The organism is Cupriavidus ulmosensis, assembly GCF_977008105.1.
This window is the reverse complement of the sequence record NZ_CDRMWP010000001.1, coordinates 2626000-2642272: the sequence shown is the minus strand read 5'-3', so window position 1 is coordinate 2642272 and position 16273 is coordinate 2626000. Positions and strand designations below refer to the sequence as shown.

Here is a 16273-nt window from a genome sequence, read left to right as displayed (position 1 = left end):
ATCCCGTCATGGCTAAACAAAAACTCCTGATCGGCTTTCACGCCGTCACCGCGCGCCTGCGCCAGGACGCCGCCGGCGTCACCGATGTCTACGTAGAATCCGCGCGGCGCGACCGCCGCATGCAGGACTTCATCCGCCTGGCCGAGAGCCTCAAGGTGCGCCTGCATCCGGTCGATGCCGAGCGCCTGCGCGGCATGGCCGGCACCGACCGCCACCAGGGCGTGGTGGCCCGCGCCGAAGACGTGGCGCTCGCGCTCAACCTTGACGAACTGCTCGACGGCATCGAAGGCACGCCGCTGCTGCTGGTGCTCGACGGCGTCACCGACCCGCACAACCTCGGTGCCTGCCTGCGCGTGGCCGACGGCGCCGGCGCGCACGCCGTGATCGCGCCCAAGGACCGCAGCGTCGGCCTCAACACCACCGTGGCCAAGGTCGCCAGCGGCGCGGCCGAGACCGTGCCCTACATCACCGTCACCAACCTCGCCCGCACCCTGCGCGAACTGCAGGAACGCGGCATCTGGGTGGTCGGCACCGCCGACGGCACCGACAAGACCGTCTACGACGCCGACCTCAAGGGCCCCATCGCCCTGGTGATGGGCGCCGAAGGCGAAGGCATGCGCCGCCTCACGCGCGAGACCTGCGACGAACTGGTCGGCATCCCGATGGCCGGCGGCGTGGAAAGCCTCAACGTCTCGGTGGCCAGCGGCGTGTGCCTGTATGAAGCGGTGCGCCAGCGCCGCCTGCCGCGCTGACGCCATGACGGAGGAACTCGACGCGCAGTCGCTGGCGGCCGCGCGCGGCCTGGTCGCCGATGCCGCCAGCATCATGGTGCTGACCGGCGCCGGCGTATCGGCGGAGTCCGGCGTGCCGACGTTCCGCGACGCCATGACCGGCCTCTGGTCGCGCTTCGACCCCGAGGAGCTCGCGCAGGAAGACGCCTACCGGCGCCAGCCCGCGCTGGTCTGGGCGTGGTACCTGCATCGGCGCGAACTGGTCGCCGCCACCCATCCCAACCCCGCCCATCTCGCGCTGGCCGCGCTCGCCGCGCGCAAGAAGGTCACGCTGGTCACGCAGAACGTGGACGGCCTGCACCAGCGCGCCGGCAGCCGCGACGTGATCGAGCTGCACGGCGACCTGTTCGCCGACAAATGGCTGGACGGCTGCGGCCGCTGCGACCCGGCCACTGCCATCCCCGGCACGCCGCCGCGCTGCGGGCTGTGCAATGCCATGATGCGGCCCGGCGTGGTGTGGTTCGGCGAAGAACTGCCGCGCGTGGCGCGCTATCGCGCCGAGCACGCCGCCGAAACCTGCGATCTGTGCCTGGTGGTGGGCACCTCCGGCCTGGTCTACCCGGCCGCCGGCCTGCCCGGCGTCGCCAGGGACCACGGCGCGCACGTCATCGTGGTCAACCCCCAGCCCTCGGCGCTGGACCAGACCGCCGACATCGTGCTGCGCGGGCCGGCCGGGGTGGTGCTGCCGCGCTTGTGGGACGAGGCCGCGGCGCCGGCCTGAGCACGCCGGCGGCGGGGCGATCGGGTTCGCGTAAGGCGATGTACATCCCGGATGTACATCGCCCGCCGCCGTGCTAGACTTCCTGCATCCAGTGCTTATCAGGGGGCTGCCATGCACCACACCCGCATCTTCCGCAACGGGAATTCGCAAGCGATACGGATTCCCGCCGACCTTGCCTATCCGGACAGCGACATGCCGCTCGAGATCGAGCGGGTTGGCGACGAGCTGCGCATCCGCCCGGCGCGCAAGCGCCTGACCGGGCTGCTGGACGTGTTTGCCGCGTTTCCCGAGGATTTTCTCGCCGGCGGGCGCGAACGGCAGGAGCAGGCCGAACGGGACGGGCTTTGATGGCCAGGTACATGCTCGACACCAATATGTGCATCTACCTGATGAAGAACCAGCCGCCGCACGTGGCGCAGCGGCTGGAAGCGTGCTTCGAAGGGGATGTGGTGCTGTCGGCGGTGACGCTGGCGGAACTGGAATACGGCATCGCCATGTCGCGGGAGCCGGAAGCGGCCCGCCGCGCGCTGGCGGCGCTGGTGGCGCGCGTGCCGGTGCTGCCGCTGACGAGCGCGGCGGCGCGCGCCTATGGTCCGATCCGCGCGGCCACGCGCGAGCGCAAGGCCGACGCGCTGGACAAGCTGATCGCGGCGCACGCGCTGGCCGAGGGCGCCATCGTCGTGACCAACAACGTGCGCGATTTCGCCGCCTACCCGGGTGTCAGCGTGGAAGACTGGTCGGTGCCGCCGGCCGCCTGAGCCGCCACGCTCAGCGCGCGATCAGCGCCTCCAGCTTGACCGCATCCGCCGCGAACAGGCGGATGCCGTCGGACAGCTTCTCGGTGGCCATTTGGTCTTCGTTGAGTTGCCAGCGGAAGGCCGCTTCGCCGCATTCGATGCGCGCGATGTTGGCGGCCTGGGCCTGGTCCACCGACAGCCTGCGCTCGACCTGGCCTTCGGTGGCGGCGAGCTTTTCGAGCAGGTCGGGGCTGATGGTCAGCAGGTCGCAGCCGGCCAGCGAGAGGATCTGTCCGGTGCTGCGGAAGCTGGCGCCCATCACTTCGGTCGCGTAGCCGAATTTCTTGTAGTAGTCGTAGATCTGGCGCACCGAGCGCACGCCGGGATCGTCGTCGCCGGCGTTGGCGGCGGCGTCCCATTTGTCGCCGGCCTTCTGCTTGTGCCAGTCGAGGATGCGGCCGACGAAGGGCGAGATGAGCTGCGCGCCGGCTTCGGCGCAGGCCACCGCCTGGGCCAGCGAGAACAGCAGCGTCATGTTGCAGCGGATGCCTTCGCGCTGCAGCACCTCGGCGGCGCGGATGCCTTCCCAGGTGGAGGCGATCTTGATCAGCACGCGCTCGCGCGCGATGCCGCGCTGCTCGTAGAGGGCGATCAGGTGGCGCGCCTTGGCCACGGTGGCCTCGGTGTCGAAGGACAGGCGCGCGTCGACCTCGGTGGAGACGCGGCCCGGCACGATCGCGAGGATCTCGCAGCCGAAGCCGATCAGCAGCGCGTCCATGACGGCGTCGCGGCCTTCGTTGTCGCGCACGGCCTGGTCCAGCAGCGGGCGGTACTCGGCCTTCTGCACGGCCTTGAGGATCAGTGAGGGATTGGTGGTGGCGTCCTGCGGCGTGTACTGCTTCATCAACTGGAAATCGCCGGTGTCCGCCACGACGGTGGTGAACTGCTTGAGCTGATCGAGCTGGTTCATGGTCGGTGAGTCGCTGTTAGAGAGGGTGGATGGCGCCGCGGCCGGCATGCCGGCCGCGCGCGCCGCCGTACATCGTTGCGCTCCCGGCAGGGGAGGGCGGTGCAAGGCGCAATGCCTTGGCCGGTGCCCGGAGCCGTCGTGCGGGGGCCGGGCGCCGGCCTCGCAGCCATTGTACCGCCGCCCCGCGCCGCCTCCGGCGATGCCACGGCATTCCGGTACACTATGCGGTTTCCCCCAAGCAGACGGGCTGTTGTCATGACTCAGGATGAACTCAAGGCGCTGGTGGCGCAAGCCGCGGCGGACTATGTCGAGAAGGAAGTGCCGGCCGGCGCGGTGCTCGGCGTGGGCACGGGCTCCACGGCCAACCTCTTTATCGATGCGGTGGCGGCGTTCAAGGGCCGCTTCGCCGGCGCGGTCTCCAGCTCGGAGGCATCCACCCGCCGCCTGCAGCAGCATGGCTTCAACGTGCTGGACCTCAACGAGGTCGACGAAATCCCCGTCTATGTGGACGGCGCCGACGAGATCGACGCCAGCGGCGCCATGATCAAGGGCGGCGGCGGCGCGCTCACGCGCGAGAAGATCGTGGCCTCGGTGGCGCAGCGCTTCGTCTGCATCGCCGACGGCAGCAAGCTGGTGGAAGTGATGGGCGCGTTCCCGCTGCCCGTGGAAGTGATTCCGATGGCACGCGCAGCGGTGGCGCGCAAGCTGGCCGCGCTGGGCGGCCAGCCGCGCCTGCGCATGACGAAGGAAGGCGGCATCTACAAGACCGACAACGGCAACGTGATCCTCGACGTGGCCGGCCTGAAGATCGCCGACCCGAAGGGCCTGGAAGAGGCCATCAACCACGTGCCCGGCGTGGTGACGGTGGGCCTGTTCGCGCTGCGCGGCGCGGACGTGCTGCTGCTGGGCACGCCGGAAGGGGTCAAGCGCAGCGATTTCTGAGCCGCGCGCCAGGATTTCCGGCCGACAAAAAGGGTGCCTCTCGCGGCACCCTTTTTTGCGCTTCACTGCCGCGGCATCTGGCCGCGGGCAGCCGCCATCACGCCTGCGGCGGCGGCACGTAGCCCTGGGCCTGGTCGGCGCCGTCGCCGAAGAAATACTTCTCGGTCTGCTTGAGCAGGTACTGGCGCGCGCGCGTGTCGGCCATGTTGAGGCGGTTTTCGTTGATCAGCATGGTCTGGTGCTTGAGCCAGCCGGCCCAGGCTTCCTTGGACACGCTTTGCCAGATCTTCTTGCCGAGTTCGCCAGGCAGCGGCGGCAGGTCGAGCCCTTCGGCTTCCTTGTTGAGCTTGACGCATTGGACCATGCGGGCCATGGGGAACTCCTTGTAGTCGTGTGATGTGGCCGGCGCGGCGGGCGCGCCGCGCCATTGCAGGGCGCTATTGTAGCGAAGCGGGGGCGCGCCTTCCGGCTACCCCCACGGTCGTCACAGTTTTTTCATCAGCACCATCGACTTGCGCTGCCAGTTGTAGAGCTTGCGCTTGTCTTCGGGCAGGTCGTCCACGTTGGCATGGACGAAGCCGCGCTTGAGGAACCAGTGTTCGGTGCGCGTGGTGAGCACGAACAGGCGGTCCAGCCCGAGGCTGCGCGCGCGGCGCTCGATGCGCTTGAGCAGGCGCTCGCCGTCGCCGGTGCCCTGCGCCTCGGCCGACACGGTCAGGCAGGCCATCTCGGCCATGCCTTCGCGCGGGTAGGGGTAGAGCGCCGCGCAGCCGAACAGCACGCCGTCGTGCTCGATCACCGAGAAGTTGGCGATGTCGCGCTCGATCAGGTGGCGCCCGCGCGGCACCAGCGTGCCGTCCTGCTCGAGCGGGGCGATCAGTTGGACGATGCCGCCGACGTCGTCGAGCGTGGCCTCGCGCAGGCTTTCGAGGTCGGTGTCCGAGATCATGGTGCCGACGCCGTCGTGCAGGAACAGCTCCAGCAGCACCGAGCCGTCCAGCTCGAACGGGATCAGGTGGGCGCGCGGCACGCCGCCCTTGAGGGCCTTGACCAGGTGTTCCAGGTAATAGGCCACTTCGGGCGGCAGGTGGTTGTTCTGCAGCCGCTCGACGGCGGTGCGCAGCGACATTTCCGGCATCAGCCGGCCGGTGGCGTCCTGCACGCCGGACACCTCGGTGATGAAGACCAGCTTGTCGGCCTTGATGGCGGTGGCGGTGGCGCTGGCCACGTCTTCCATCGACAGGTTGAAGGCCTGGCCGGTGGGCGAGAAGCCGAGCGGCGAGAGCAGCACGACCTTGCCGTGCGAGAGCGACATGCGGATCGACTCGCCGTCGATCTTGCGCACCAGGCCGGTGTGCTGGTAGTCCACGCCTTCGACGATGCCGACCGGGCGCGCGGTGACGAAGTTGCCGGAAATCACCGACAGCTGGGCGCCGGCCATCGGCGTGTTGGGCAGGCCCTGGCTGAAGGCGGCCTCGATGTCCAGGCGCAGCTCGCCGGCGGCTTCCTTGGCGCATTCGAGCGCGGCGTTGTCGGTGATGCGCACGCCATCGGCGAACTGCGACTCGACGTGGCGCAGCGCCAGTTGCTCTTCCACCTGCGGGCGCGAGCCGTGCACCAGTACGATCTGCATGCCCATCGCGTGCAGCAGCGCGACGTCGTTGACCAGCGCATTGAGCGTGCCGGCCTTGACCAGCTCGCCGGCGAAGGCGATCACGAAGGTCTTGCCGCGGAACGCGTGGATGTAGGGGGCTACCGCGCGCAGCCAGTCGACGAACTGCTGGTGGTCCGGCGCGCCGCGCTCGGCCGCCTCGGAGGCGGGGGCGGAAAGCGGCGCGGCCGGGGGCGCGGAGGGGGCGGGGACGGGCAGGGGCTCGTCCTTTTCGGACGGCGCGGGCGCGTCGGCTAGCGAGTCGGTTCTTGCATTCATGCCGCGGATTATAATCCCGGCCAATGTCAGCACAACGCCCCGCCAAACCTTTGCCGCCGGATCGGAAAACCGAGGCCGGCCAGCCCGCGCCTAAGGCCGCTCCCGCACCCGTCCAGACGCCCGCCCGGCCTGCCGCCCAGCAGGGGCGGCGGCCCGGTCATGCCGGGCAGCCCGGCGGCGCGCGCGCGGGCGCCGCTATGTCCGCCGCCGCGTCCGCCGCCATGCCCGCCGGCGCGCCGGAAGGCCGCGCGCCGGCGCGCGGGGACGGGCGCCGGTCAAAGCCGGTGGACGCCGCCGCGCCGGCCGGGCCGCGCCCGCCCAGGCCGCCGCGCGAGGGCCGGCCGCGCGCGGAAGCCGCCGCCCGCCCGCGCCGCGTCGCCACGCCGCTGCCGCCGCTGACGTTTCCCGAGGCGCTGCCGGTATCGGCGCGCCGCGAGGAGATCGCGCAGGCGCTGCGCGACCACCAGGTGGTGATCGTCTCGGGCGAGACCGGCTCCGGCAAGACCACCCAGCTGCCCAAGATCTGCCTGTCGATCGGGCGCGGTCCCGGCACGGACGGCAGCGGCGGGCTGATCGGCCATACCCAGCCGCGCCGCATCGCCGCCACTTCCACGGCCAAGCGCATCGCGCAGGAGATCGGCACGCCGCTGGGCGAGCACGTGGGCTACCAGGTGCGTTTCAACGACACCATGTCGCCGGGCGCCTCGGTCAAGCTGATGACCGACGGCATCCTGCTGGCGGAAACCCAGACCGACCCGCTGCTGCGCGCCTACGACACCATCATCATCGACGAGGCGCACGAGCGCAGCCTCAACATCGATTTCCTGATCGGCTACCTCAAGGAGATCCTGCCGAAGCGCCCGGACCTCAAGCTCATCATCACCTCGGCCACCATCGACGCCAACCGCTTCGCCGAGCATTTCGCGCAGCGCGGCAGGCCGGCGCCGGTGATCGAGGTGAGCGGGCGGCTGTACCCGGTGGAGATCCGCTACCGCCCGATCGAGAAGGACGCGCCGGCCGACGGCGCGCCCAAGTCGGCGCAGAGCAAGGACCGCGACCTGTTCGACGGCATCGTCGAGGCCGTGGACGAGCTGTGCCGGCTCGGCCCCGGCGACGTGCTGGTGTTCCTGCCCGGCGAGCGCGAGATCCGCGAGGCGGCCGAGGCGCTGCGCAAGCACCATCCGCCGCACACGGAGATATTGCCGCTGTTCGCGCGGCTGTCGGTGCAGGAGCAGGAGCGCGTGTTCCGCCCGTCCAATGCGCGCCGCATCGTGCTGGCCACCAACGTGGCCGAGACCTCGCTGACCGTGCCCGGCATCCGCTACGTGGTCGATACCGGGCTGGCGCGCGTCAAGCGCTACTCGTACCGCAACAAGGTCGAGCAGCTGCAGATCGAGGCGATCTCGCAGGCCGCCGCCAACCAGCGCGCCGGGCGCTGCGGCCGGGTGGCGGACGGCGTCTGCATCCGGCTCTATGAGGAATCGGACTTCATCGGCCGCGCGCGCTTCACCGATCCGGAAATCCTGCGCTCCTCGCTGGCTGCGGTGATCCTGCGCATGAAGGCGCTCAGGCTGACGGCGATCGAGCAGTTCCCGTTCATCGAGCCGCCGCTGGGCCGCGCCATCGCCGACGGCTACCAGTTGCTGCAGGAGCTCGGCGCGGTCGAGAGCGCGGGCGACGACGCCAACGCGCTGACCCAGACCGGCCGCCAGCTCGCGCGCCTGCCGCTGGACCCGCGCGTGGCGCGCATGATCCTGGCCGCGCGCGAGCATCACTGCCTGCGCGAGGTGCTGATCATCGCCAGCGCGCTGTCGGTGCAGGACCCGCGCGACCGCCCGCAGGAGGCGCAGGAAGCCGCCGACCAGGCGCACCGCAAGTTCATGGACGAGAAGTCCGAGTTCCTCGGCTGGGTCAAGCTGTGGAAGTGGTTCGAGGAAGCGGTGGCGCACAAGAAGACCAACCGCCAGTTGCAGGACCAGTGCCGCGCCAGCTTCCTCTCGCACGTGCGCCTGCGCGAATGGCGCGACGTGCATTCGCAACTGCTGACCACCGTGACCGAGCAGGGCTGGCGCCTCAACGAGAGCGAGCCGACCTACGAGCAGGTGCACAAGGCGCTGCTGACCGGCCTGCTCGGCAACGTCGGCTGCAAGCTCGACGAGGCCGACGGCCGCGGGCGCGAATACCTGGGCGCGCGCGGCATCAAGTTCCACCTGTGGCCCGGCTCGCTGATCGCGCGCAAGGTGGGCCGCTGGATCATCGCCGCCGAGCTGATCGAGACCAGCCGCCTGTTCGCGCGCACGCTCGCGCGCATCGAGCCGGAATGGCTGGAGCAGGTGGGCCGCCACCTGCTCAAGGTGAGCTGGAGCGATCCGCACTGGGAGAAGAAGTCGGGCCAGGTGATGGCGATGGAGCGCGCCACGCTGTACGGGCTGGTGGTCTACCAGCACCGCCGCGTGCACTATGGGCCGATGAATCCGGCCGAGGCGCGCGAGCTGTTCATCCGGCGCGCGCTGGTGGAGGGCGAGTTCGACACTCGGCTGCCGTTCTTCGCGCACAACCAGCGCCTCACGCGCGAGATCGAGAATCTCGAGCACAAGTCGCGCCGCCAGGACGTGCTGGTCGACGACGAGCTGATCTTCGCGTTCTACGACCGCCTGATCCCGGCCGACATCCACCAGCAGGCCACCTTCGAGCAGTGGTACCAGGCCGAGAGCGCGCGCGACCGCAAGCTGCTCTACCTGAACCGCGAAGAGCTGATGCGCCACGAGGCGGCCGGCATCACCACCGACCTGTTCCCCAAGATCCTGCCGGTGGCCGGCGTGGACATGGCGCTGACCTACCACTTCGAGCCCGGCAGCCACCGCGACGGCGTGACGCTGACCGTGCCGCTGTACGCGCTCAACCAGGTGCGCCCCGAGCGGGCCGACTGGCTGGTGCCGGGCATGGTCAAGGAGAAGGTGCACCTGCTGCTCAAGTCGCTGCCGCAGAAGCTGCGCCGGCATTGCGTGCCGCTGCCCGACTACGCGGCCGGCTTCGTCGAGCGCAACCCGTTCGGCGAGGGCGAGCTGCTCGACGTGCTGATCGCCGACATCCGCGCGCAGACCGGCACGCTGGTCAGGCGCGCGGACTTCAAGCTGGAGACGCTGCCGGCCCACCACGCGATGAACTTCAAGGTCATCGACGAGCACGGCCGCCAGCTCGACATGGGCCGCAACCTGGCGCAGCTGCGCGCCGAGCTGGGCGGGCAGGCGCAGCAGTCGTTCCAGAGCATCGCCGCGCAGTCCGCCTCGCAGGCGCCGGCGGCCGAGCCGGGCCAGTACGAAGGCCTGACCAGCTGGTCGTTCGGCGAGCTGCCGGAACTGCTGGAGATCCGCAAGGGCAACCAGACGCTGTTCGGTTATCCGGCGCTGGTCGACCACGGCGCGCATTGCGACGTGGAAGTGTTCGACGACCCGCAGGAAGCGGTGCGCGTGCACCACGCCGGGCTGCGCCGCCTGTTCGCGCTGCAACTGCGCGAGCAGGTGAAGTTCCTGGAAAAGAATATTCCCGGCCTGCAGCAGATGGCCATGCAGTACATGACGCTGGGCACGCAGGAAATGCTGCGCGACCAGATCGTCACGGTGGCGCTGGAGCGGGCCTGCCTGCAGGCGCCGCTGCCGCGCAACGAGGCCGAGTTCGCCGCGCGCAAGGAAGAAGGGCGCTCGCGCCTGAACCTGCTGGCGCAGGAGATCGCCCGGCTGGTGGGCGCGGTGCTGGCCGAGTACGCCACGCTGCCGCGCAAGCTGGTGCAGGCCAGGCCGTTCGCCGCCGCGCACGCCGACATGGAAGCGCAGCTGGCGCGGCTGATGGGCAAGCAGTTCGTGACGGACACGCCTTACCAGCAGCTGGTGCATTTCCCGCGCTACCTGAAGGGCATCGCCATGCGCATCGACAAGATCAAGGGCGATCCCGCGCGCGACGCCCAGCGCCTGCAGGACATGACGCCGCTGCTGCAGCAGTGGCAGCGCGCCGAGAAACAGTTGCGCCAGCAGGGCCGGGGCGTGGAGGACGCGCGCCTGGACGAGTTCCGCTGGATGCTCGAAGAGCTGCGCGTGGCGCTGTTCGCGCAGGAACTGCGCACGCCGGTGCCGATGTCGGTGAAGCGGCTGCAGAAGGTGTGGGAATCCATGCAGCGGTGAGCGCCGCGCGGCGCGGGGAGCCGCGCTTTCCCCGCGGCTTTCCGTGTGCGGGCCGGTGCACCTTGCGACATTGTGACGAAGTGTTAGTTTGTTGCTTCAGGTCATCGGATCGCGGCCCTGAAACGTTAGAATGCCCGATTCAGTCTTTTGCCTAACGGTCTTATGCTCGCATTGCGTCGTGTAGTTTCCGGGTTTGCCATGCTCGGCACCCTGGCCCTGGGGATGGCAGCGGCGCCGGCCTCGGCGGAAGTCGTGGTGGTCCTCAATTCGGGTGATGCCACCGTCACCCTGATCGACAAGGACACGCAGAAGGTGCTGGAGACCTTCCCGATCGGCAAGGAACCCCATCACCTGATCGCCACGCCCGACGACAAATCGCTGATCGTCGCCAACGCGGTGGGCAACGACCTGGTCTTCCTCGACCCCGTCACCGGCAAGGTCCAGCAGCGCGTTCCCAATATCGACGATCCCTACCAGATCGGTTTCTCGCCCGACCAGAAGTGGTTCGTCACCACCGGCAACCGGCTCGACCGCGTCGACCTGTACCGCTGGGACGGCAAGGCGCTCAAGCTGGCCAAGCAGCTGCCGCTGGCCAAGACGCCGAGCCACATCGCCTTCACCGCCGACAGCCGCGTGGCCTTCGTCACGCTGCAGGACTCCAACGAGGTGGTCGCCATCGACCTGCCCACGCAGAGCGTGATGTGGCGTATGGACGCCGGCTCGGCGCCGGCCGGCGTGTGGGTCACGCCTGACCAGAAGTACCTGCTGGTGGGCATGACCGGCGCCGACTACGTCGCCGTGATCGACTGGCATACCCGCACCGTGGTCAAGCAGATCCCGACCGGCAAGGGCGCGCACAATTTCCGCGCGGTGGGCGACAAGCGCCACCTGTTCCTGTCCAACCGCGTGTCCGGCACCATCAGCATCGTCGACCAGCAGACCCTGACCAAGGTCGGCGACATCACCGGCCTGCCGCCCGGCCCGGACGACATGGAACTGACCGCCGACGGCAAGACGCTGTGGGTGAGCTTCCGCTGGGCGCGCTCGGTCGGCCTGATCGACGTGGCCAGCCGCAAGCTGGTCAAGACCATCCGCGTGGGCCGCTCGCCGCACGGCATCTACTTCCGCACGCGCGCGCCGCTGTACTGAGCGCGGCGCGGAACGCCGCGGCGGGCAGGGCAATCGAACTAGCATGGCTGTCGCTACTCCAATGCAGTCACAGGTCAACAGGACAGGCATCATGAGCAAGATTTCGCGGCCCCGCCCGGCCCGCGCGGCGATCCGCGCGGCGGCGGGGCTTGCCGCGGCCGGGCTGGCGCTCGCCGCGGGGCTGGCCGGCGCCGCCGCGCCCGCCGCCGCCGGTGCCGGCGCGCAGTCGTGCCGCGCCGGCACGCTCTACCTGACCTTCGACACCGGCAGCATGAGCCAGGCCGCGCTGATCGCCGACACGCTGCGCCGCCACCACGTCAAGGCCACCTTCTTTCTCGCCAACGAGCCCACCGTCAACAAGGACAGCTCGCTCGACCCGGGCTGGGCGCCGTACTGGAAGACGCTGGCGGCGGACGGCCACGTGTTCGGCAGCCATACCTTCGACCACGTCTACCTGCGCGGCACGCGCGACGGCAAGGTGACGATGCGCCCGCAGTTCGGCGCGCAGGCCGGGCAGGACGTGGCGATGGACCAGCAGGGCTTCTGCAGCGAACTCAAGCGCAGCGCGCAGGCGCTGCATAGCCTGAGCGGCGCCACCATGTCGCCGCTGTGGCGCGCGCCGGGCGGCCATACCGCGCCGCAGACGCTGCAGTGGGCCGAGCAGTGCGGCTTCAAGCATGTGGGCTGGGCGCCGGCCGGTTTCCTCGGCGACGAGCTGTCGTCCGAGCGCTTCCCCAACAAGGCGCTGCTGGCGCGCGCGCTGCGCGACCTGCGCGACGGCGACATCACGATGGCGCACCTCGGCATCTGGTCGCGCAAGGATCCGTGGGCGCCGGCCGTGCTCGAGCCGCTCATCAGCGGCCTGGAGCGCAAGGGCTTCTGCTTCGCCACGCTGCGCGAGCATCCGGCCTACCGCGAGTGGTTCCGCGCGCAGGCGGCCACGGTCGCGGCCGGGGGTGCGGGGAGGCCGTGATGCTGGACACCTTCAATGCCTGGGTCGGCCAGGTCGAGGCGACGCTGTTCCAGGACGTGATCCTGCCGGTGGTGTACCAGCTCGGCCTGGGCGGCTACGCCGAGGACGCCTTCACCGGCACCGAATGGCTGCTGGTGGGGCTGGTGCAGATCGTGGTGATGGTGCTGATCCTCGGCCCGCTGGAAAAGCTGCGCCCGGTCGAGGCCGTGACCGACCGCGCCGCGATCCGCACCGACATCCTCTACACGGTCATCCACCGGCTCGGCCTGTTCCGCCTGGCCATGTTCTTCCTGCTCGATCCGGTCATGGACGCGCTGGAAGGGCACCTCCGGCTGCTCGGCTGGCAGCGCGTCAACGTGGAGGACTGGTGGCCCGGCGTGACCTCGATCCCGCTGGTGAGCTTCGTGGTCTACCTGCTGCTGTTCGACCTGCTCGACTACTGGTACCACCGGCTGTCGCACAGCTACCGCTGGTGGTGGAGCCTGCATGCGCTGCATCACAGCCAGCGCCAGATGACGCTGTGGAGCGACAACCGCAACCACCTGCTCGACGACATGCTGCGCGACCTGGTGTTCGCCACCGCCGCGCTGGCGGTCGGCGTGGAGCCGTCGCAGTACGTGCTGCTGGTGGCGCTGTCGCAACTGTTGCAGAGCCTGCAGCACGCCAACCTGCGCCTGCATTTCGGCGCGCTCGGCGAGCGCCTGCTGGTGTCGCCGCGCTTTCACCGCACCCATCACGCGGTGGGCGTGGGGCACGAGACGCAGGGCCGCCCGGGCCGGCTCGGCGGCTGCAACTACGGCGTGATCTTCCCCTGGTGGGACATGCTGTTCCGCACCGCCGTGTTTACCGATGCCTACCATCCCACCGGCATCCGTGACCAGATGCCGCCCCCGGCGGGCAAGGGGCGCGACTACGGCGCCGGCTTCCTGTCGCAGCAGTGGTACGGCATCCGGCGGCTGCTGCGGCGCGGGTGAGCGCCCGCGCGGGCCCGGCAGCCCGTTCCGGTGACGTGTGCTAGTCTATCCGTCCCCGTTTGCGCGGTAATCGCGCGATCCTCCTCTTGCCTGCATGAACGACATTTTCCGCGCGCTCGCCCGTGCCCTGATGAGCCAGCTGCATCCGCGCATGCTGATGCTCACCGTCATCCCCTTCGTGCTCGCCACGGCGCTGTGGGGCGGCCTGCTGCTGTGGGGCTGGGAACCCATCATGGCGACCGCGCGCGGCATGCTCGAAACCTCGGTGCTGACCAGCTGGATCTACGCCGGGCTGGCGTGGCTGGGCATGCAGTCGCTGCACGCGGTGGTGGCGCCGCTGTTCGTGATCGCGCTGATGGTGCCGCTGGTGATCGCCTCCATGCTGATCTTCATCAGCCTGTTCTCGGTGCCGGCGGTGGTGCGGCACCTCGAGCGCAGCTATCCCGGCCTGGAGCGGGCCCGGGGCGGCAGCGTGGCCGGCAGCGTGCTGCAGACGCTGGGCAGCACCTGCCTGTTCCTGGTGCTGGTGATCGTGACCCTGCCGCTGTGGCTGTTCCCGCTGTTCTTCGCGCTGATCCCGCCGCTGCTGTGGGGCTGGCTGACCTATCGCGTCATGACCTACGACGCGCTCGCCGAGCATGCCACCGCCGAGGAGCGCCGGACCCTGATGAAGCGCCACCGCATGCCGCTGCTCGCCATCGGCGTGGTGGTCGGCCTGCTGGGCTCGGCGCCGACGCTGATCTGGGTTTCCTCCGCGGCGCTGATCTTCCTGTTCCCGTTCGTGCTGGCGGGCACGCTGTGGCTGTACGTGCTGATCTTCATCTTCTCGGCGCTGTGGTTCGGGCATTTCTGCCTGCGCGCGCTGGAGCAATTGCGCGCCGAGCGCGCCGCCGCCGCGGCGGCAGCGCCGGCGCTGGACGTCATCGATCTCGCGCCGTCCGACGTGCGGCGCATTGAACATTCCTGAAGCGAGGGCATCATGGGTTTCGGCCTGATCGTCATTGGCGACGAGATTCTGTCTGGGCGGCGCGAGGACAAGCACATGCGCCGCGCCATCGAGCTGCTGGCGGCGCGCGGGCTGGCGCTGGACTGGGCCGAGTACGTCGGCGACGAGCGCGCGCGCATCACCGCCACGCTGCGCCGCACGCTTGCCGGCAGCGACGTGGTGTTCTGCACCGGCGGCATCGGCGCCACGCCGGACGACCACACCCGCCAGTGCGCGGCGGCCGCGCTCGGCGTGCCGCTGGAACTGCATCCCGAGGCGCGCGAGCTGATCGCCCAGCGCATCGCCGAGACCGCCGCCGGCGACCCGGTCAAGGGCGACCTGAACCTGCCCGAGAACCAGCACCGCTTCAAGATGGGCGAATTCCCGGCCGGCGTGCGCATCATCCCCAACAGCTACAACCGCATTCCCGGCTTCTCCGTGGCCGACCACCACTTCATGCCCGGCTTCCCGGTGATGGCGTGGCCGATGATGGAATGGGTGCTCGACCACTACTACCCGCACCTGTTCCATATGTCGGTGCAGGAAGAGCGTTCGTTCCTGGTGTTCGAGGCACCCGAGTCGACGCTGACCCCGCTGATGGAGCGGGTCGAGGCGGCGTTCGACGGCGTGCGCGTGTTCAGCCTGCCGTCGGTGGGCGACGCCACGCGCGGCGAGCTCTATGCGCGGCGGCACATCGACCTCGGCGTGAAAGGCGCGGTCGATCTGGTCGAGCCGGCCTACGCGATGCTGCGCGACGGCGTGCGCGCGATGGGGTTCGAGCTGGTGGAAGTGGGCTCGTGGCGGCCCGGGGATCCGGCGGGGGATTAGGGCGCCGGCCGCGGCGCGTTCGCGCAACGAAAAACAGGACAGCGGAGCTGTCCCGTTTTCACTGGCCCGGCCGGCGCCGGTCCGGGGCTATCCCGCCACCATCACGCGCCGTGCCACGGCAGGCCGCGCACGCACCAGCCTTCGACCGTCTTGCGGTGATGGTGCTCGTCGCGGTTGCCCTCGAAGCCTTCGAGCACGTCGATGGCGAACTGGTAGCCGGCCTGGGTGGCCACGCGCGCGGCATGCTTGGAGCGCGCCGCGCTGCGGCACAGGAACAGCACCGGCACGTCGGGCGCCACGCGCGCCTTGAGCTGTTCGAGGAAGGCCGCGTTCTGCGCGCCGCCCGGGTAGCTCATCCATTCCACGTGCGCGGACTGCGCTTCCGGCAGGTCCGGGCCGCCGATCCAGTCCAGCTCCGCCTGCGTGCGCACGTCGACCATCACGGCGCGGGGGTCGTTCTGCAGCAGCGCGAACGCTTCCTGCGGGGAGAGAGCGCCGAAATAGGGAAGCTGGTCTTGCTGCTGGCGCTGGCGCGCGGCCTGGAGGAGATCGTCTCGGGTGGTCATCGGGGGTGGGTGGCAGGATCTTGGGGGATGGGAATGGCGTCCGTCTGTCCGCCCATCGCGCAGCGGGGACGCCATCGACTATTCTAGCGCGCCGCGGCCCGGCGCCGGTGCGTTCGGACGGCGCTGCCGGCGAACCAAGGCGGGCGGAGAGGTGGCGCGGGCGGGAATGCACCAAAAATATGCATGACACCGCATTGGCACGAAAATAGTGCGCTATGAAAAGGAATGGCACCGTTTTGGTGTTTCCGGCGCGCGGCCCGCATGCGCAGTCGCGGGGCGCATGCGCGCCGTTCGCCGCGGTACCGTTCCGCATATGCCACATGCGGCACCCATCGCCGGGCGGAAGAGACGCATGCGGCTGCCGGGCTGCACTTTTTTCGGGAACGGGGGTGGAATTGGGGTCTTCCCTTGGCATGCTTTCTGCTAACATTCCTCGTCCCTTTCGCGGCGATCCTCGTGCCGCGCCGATGCCCCCGAGCAAGGCGGCCGGCGCGGAGATCGACGCAAGAATGGCTTTCTAGACTTCAGC

At 69.8% G+C, this 16273-nt stretch carries 15 protein-coding genes; 11 read left to right on the top strand and 4 right to left on the bottom strand.

The window, feature by feature from the left end; all coding sequences use genetic code 11:
• The first annotated feature begins 8 nt into the window (after positions 1-8).
• The 4 genes from rlmB to ACWTPI_RS12035 all read left to right on the top strand — a co-directional run bounded on the left by rlmB (position 9) and on the right by ACWTPI_RS12035 (position 2270).
• Complete coding sequence (gene rlmB, locus ACWTPI_RS12050) at positions 9-752, top strand: 23S rRNA (guanosine(2251)-2'-O)-methyltransferase RlmB (protein ID WP_020205303.1); 744 nt, start codon at positions 9-11, stop codon at positions 750-752.
• Positions 753-756: 4 nt separating this feature from the next.
• The gene (locus ACWTPI_RS12045; RefSeq protein ID WP_454731753.1) at positions 757-1512 is read left to right on the top strand and encodes an SIR2 family NAD-dependent protein deacylase; all 756 of its coding nucleotides are present in this window, start codon (positions 757-759) and stop codon (positions 1510-1512) included.
• 111 nt (positions 1513-1623) lie between these two features.
• A complete protein-coding gene (locus ACWTPI_RS12040; RefSeq protein WP_020205305.1) occupies positions 1624-1860 on the top strand; it encodes an antitoxin in 237 nt (78 codons plus the stop codon).
• Positions 1860-2270, top strand: a complete 411-nt coding sequence (locus ACWTPI_RS12035) for a type II toxin-antitoxin system VapC family toxin (protein WP_059413364.1) — start codon at positions 1860-1862, stop codon at positions 2268-2270. The genes ACWTPI_RS12040 and ACWTPI_RS12035 overlap by 1 nt, the downstream gene beginning before the upstream one ends.
• 10 nt (positions 2271-2280) lie before the next feature.
• Here ACWTPI_RS12035 and tal read toward each other — a convergent pair whose 3' ends face one another.
• Positions 2281-3219 carry a transaldolase gene (tal, locus tag ACWTPI_RS12030; protein ID WP_020205307.1) on the bottom strand — a complete coding sequence of 313 codons (939 nt, stop codon included), beginning with the start codon at positions 3217-3219 and terminating at the stop codon, positions 2281-2283.
• Positions 3220-3474: 255 nt separating this feature from the next.
• On the opposite strand from tal, the gene rpiA reads away from it, so the two are divergent.
• Positions 3475-4161: a ribose-5-phosphate isomerase RpiA gene (rpiA, locus tag ACWTPI_RS12025; RefSeq protein ID WP_059413365.1), complete on the top strand. Its 687-nt coding sequence runs from the start codon at positions 3475-3477 to the stop codon at positions 4159-4161.
• A 97-nt stretch (positions 4162-4258) separates the two neighbouring features.
• On the opposite strand, the gene ACWTPI_RS12020 is transcribed toward rpiA, so the two are convergent.
• Complete coding sequence (locus ACWTPI_RS12020; RefSeq protein WP_020205310.1) at positions 4259-4534, bottom strand: oxidative damage protection protein; 276 nt, start codon at positions 4532-4534, stop codon at positions 4259-4261.
• 111 nt (positions 4535-4645) lie between these two features.
• Positions 4646-6091 carry an amino-acid N-acetyltransferase gene (argA, locus tag ACWTPI_RS12015; protein WP_454731752.1) on the bottom strand — a complete coding sequence of 482 codons (1446 nt, stop codon included), beginning with the start codon at positions 6089-6091 and terminating at the stop codon, positions 4646-4648.
• Between the two features lie 23 nt (positions 6092-6114).
• Between argA and hrpA the strand changes: the two genes are divergently transcribed.
• From hrpA to ACWTPI_RS11985, 6 genes are all read left to right on the top strand, one after another.
• Positions 6115-10269, top strand: coding sequence for an ATP-dependent RNA helicase HrpA (hrpA, locus tag ACWTPI_RS12010; protein WP_454731751.1), 4155 nt, complete (start codon positions 6115-6117; stop codon positions 10267-10269).
• 162 nt (positions 10270-10431) lie between these two features.
• Entirely contained in the window at positions 10432-11418 is a 987-nt protein-coding gene (locus ACWTPI_RS12005; RefSeq protein ID WP_029044446.1) for a YVTN family beta-propeller repeat protein, read from the top strand.
• A gap of 91 nt (positions 11419-11509) precedes the next feature.
• The gene (locus tag ACWTPI_RS12000) at positions 11510-12391 is read left to right on the top strand and encodes a polysaccharide deacetylase family protein (RefSeq protein WP_454731750.1); all 882 of its coding nucleotides are present in this window, start codon (positions 11510-11512) and stop codon (positions 12389-12391) included.
• Positions 12391-13365 carry a sterol desaturase family protein gene (locus tag ACWTPI_RS11995; RefSeq protein WP_059413369.1) on the top strand — a complete coding sequence of 325 codons (975 nt, stop codon included), beginning with the start codon at positions 12391-12393 and terminating at the stop codon, positions 13363-13365. Before ACWTPI_RS12000 ends, ACWTPI_RS11995 begins: the two co-directional genes overlap by 1 nt.
• A gap of 94 nt (positions 13366-13459) precedes the next feature.
• The gene (locus ACWTPI_RS11990; RefSeq protein ID WP_029044311.1) at positions 13460-14332 is read left to right on the top strand and encodes an EI24 domain-containing protein; all 873 of its coding nucleotides are present in this window, start codon (positions 13460-13462) and stop codon (positions 14330-14332) included.
• Between the two features lie 12 nt (positions 14333-14344).
• Complete coding sequence (locus ACWTPI_RS11985) at positions 14345-15178, top strand: competence/damage-inducible protein A (RefSeq protein ID WP_454731749.1); 834 nt, start codon at positions 14345-14347, stop codon at positions 15176-15178.
• Between the two features lie 101 nt (positions 15179-15279).
• Here the strand turns inward: ACWTPI_RS11985 and ACWTPI_RS11980 are convergent, their stop codons facing one another.
• Positions 15280-15744, bottom strand: a complete 465-nt coding sequence (locus ACWTPI_RS11980) for a rhodanese-like domain-containing protein (protein ID WP_020206353.1) — start codon at positions 15742-15744, stop codon at positions 15280-15282.
• Positions 15745-16273 lie beyond the last annotated feature (529 nt).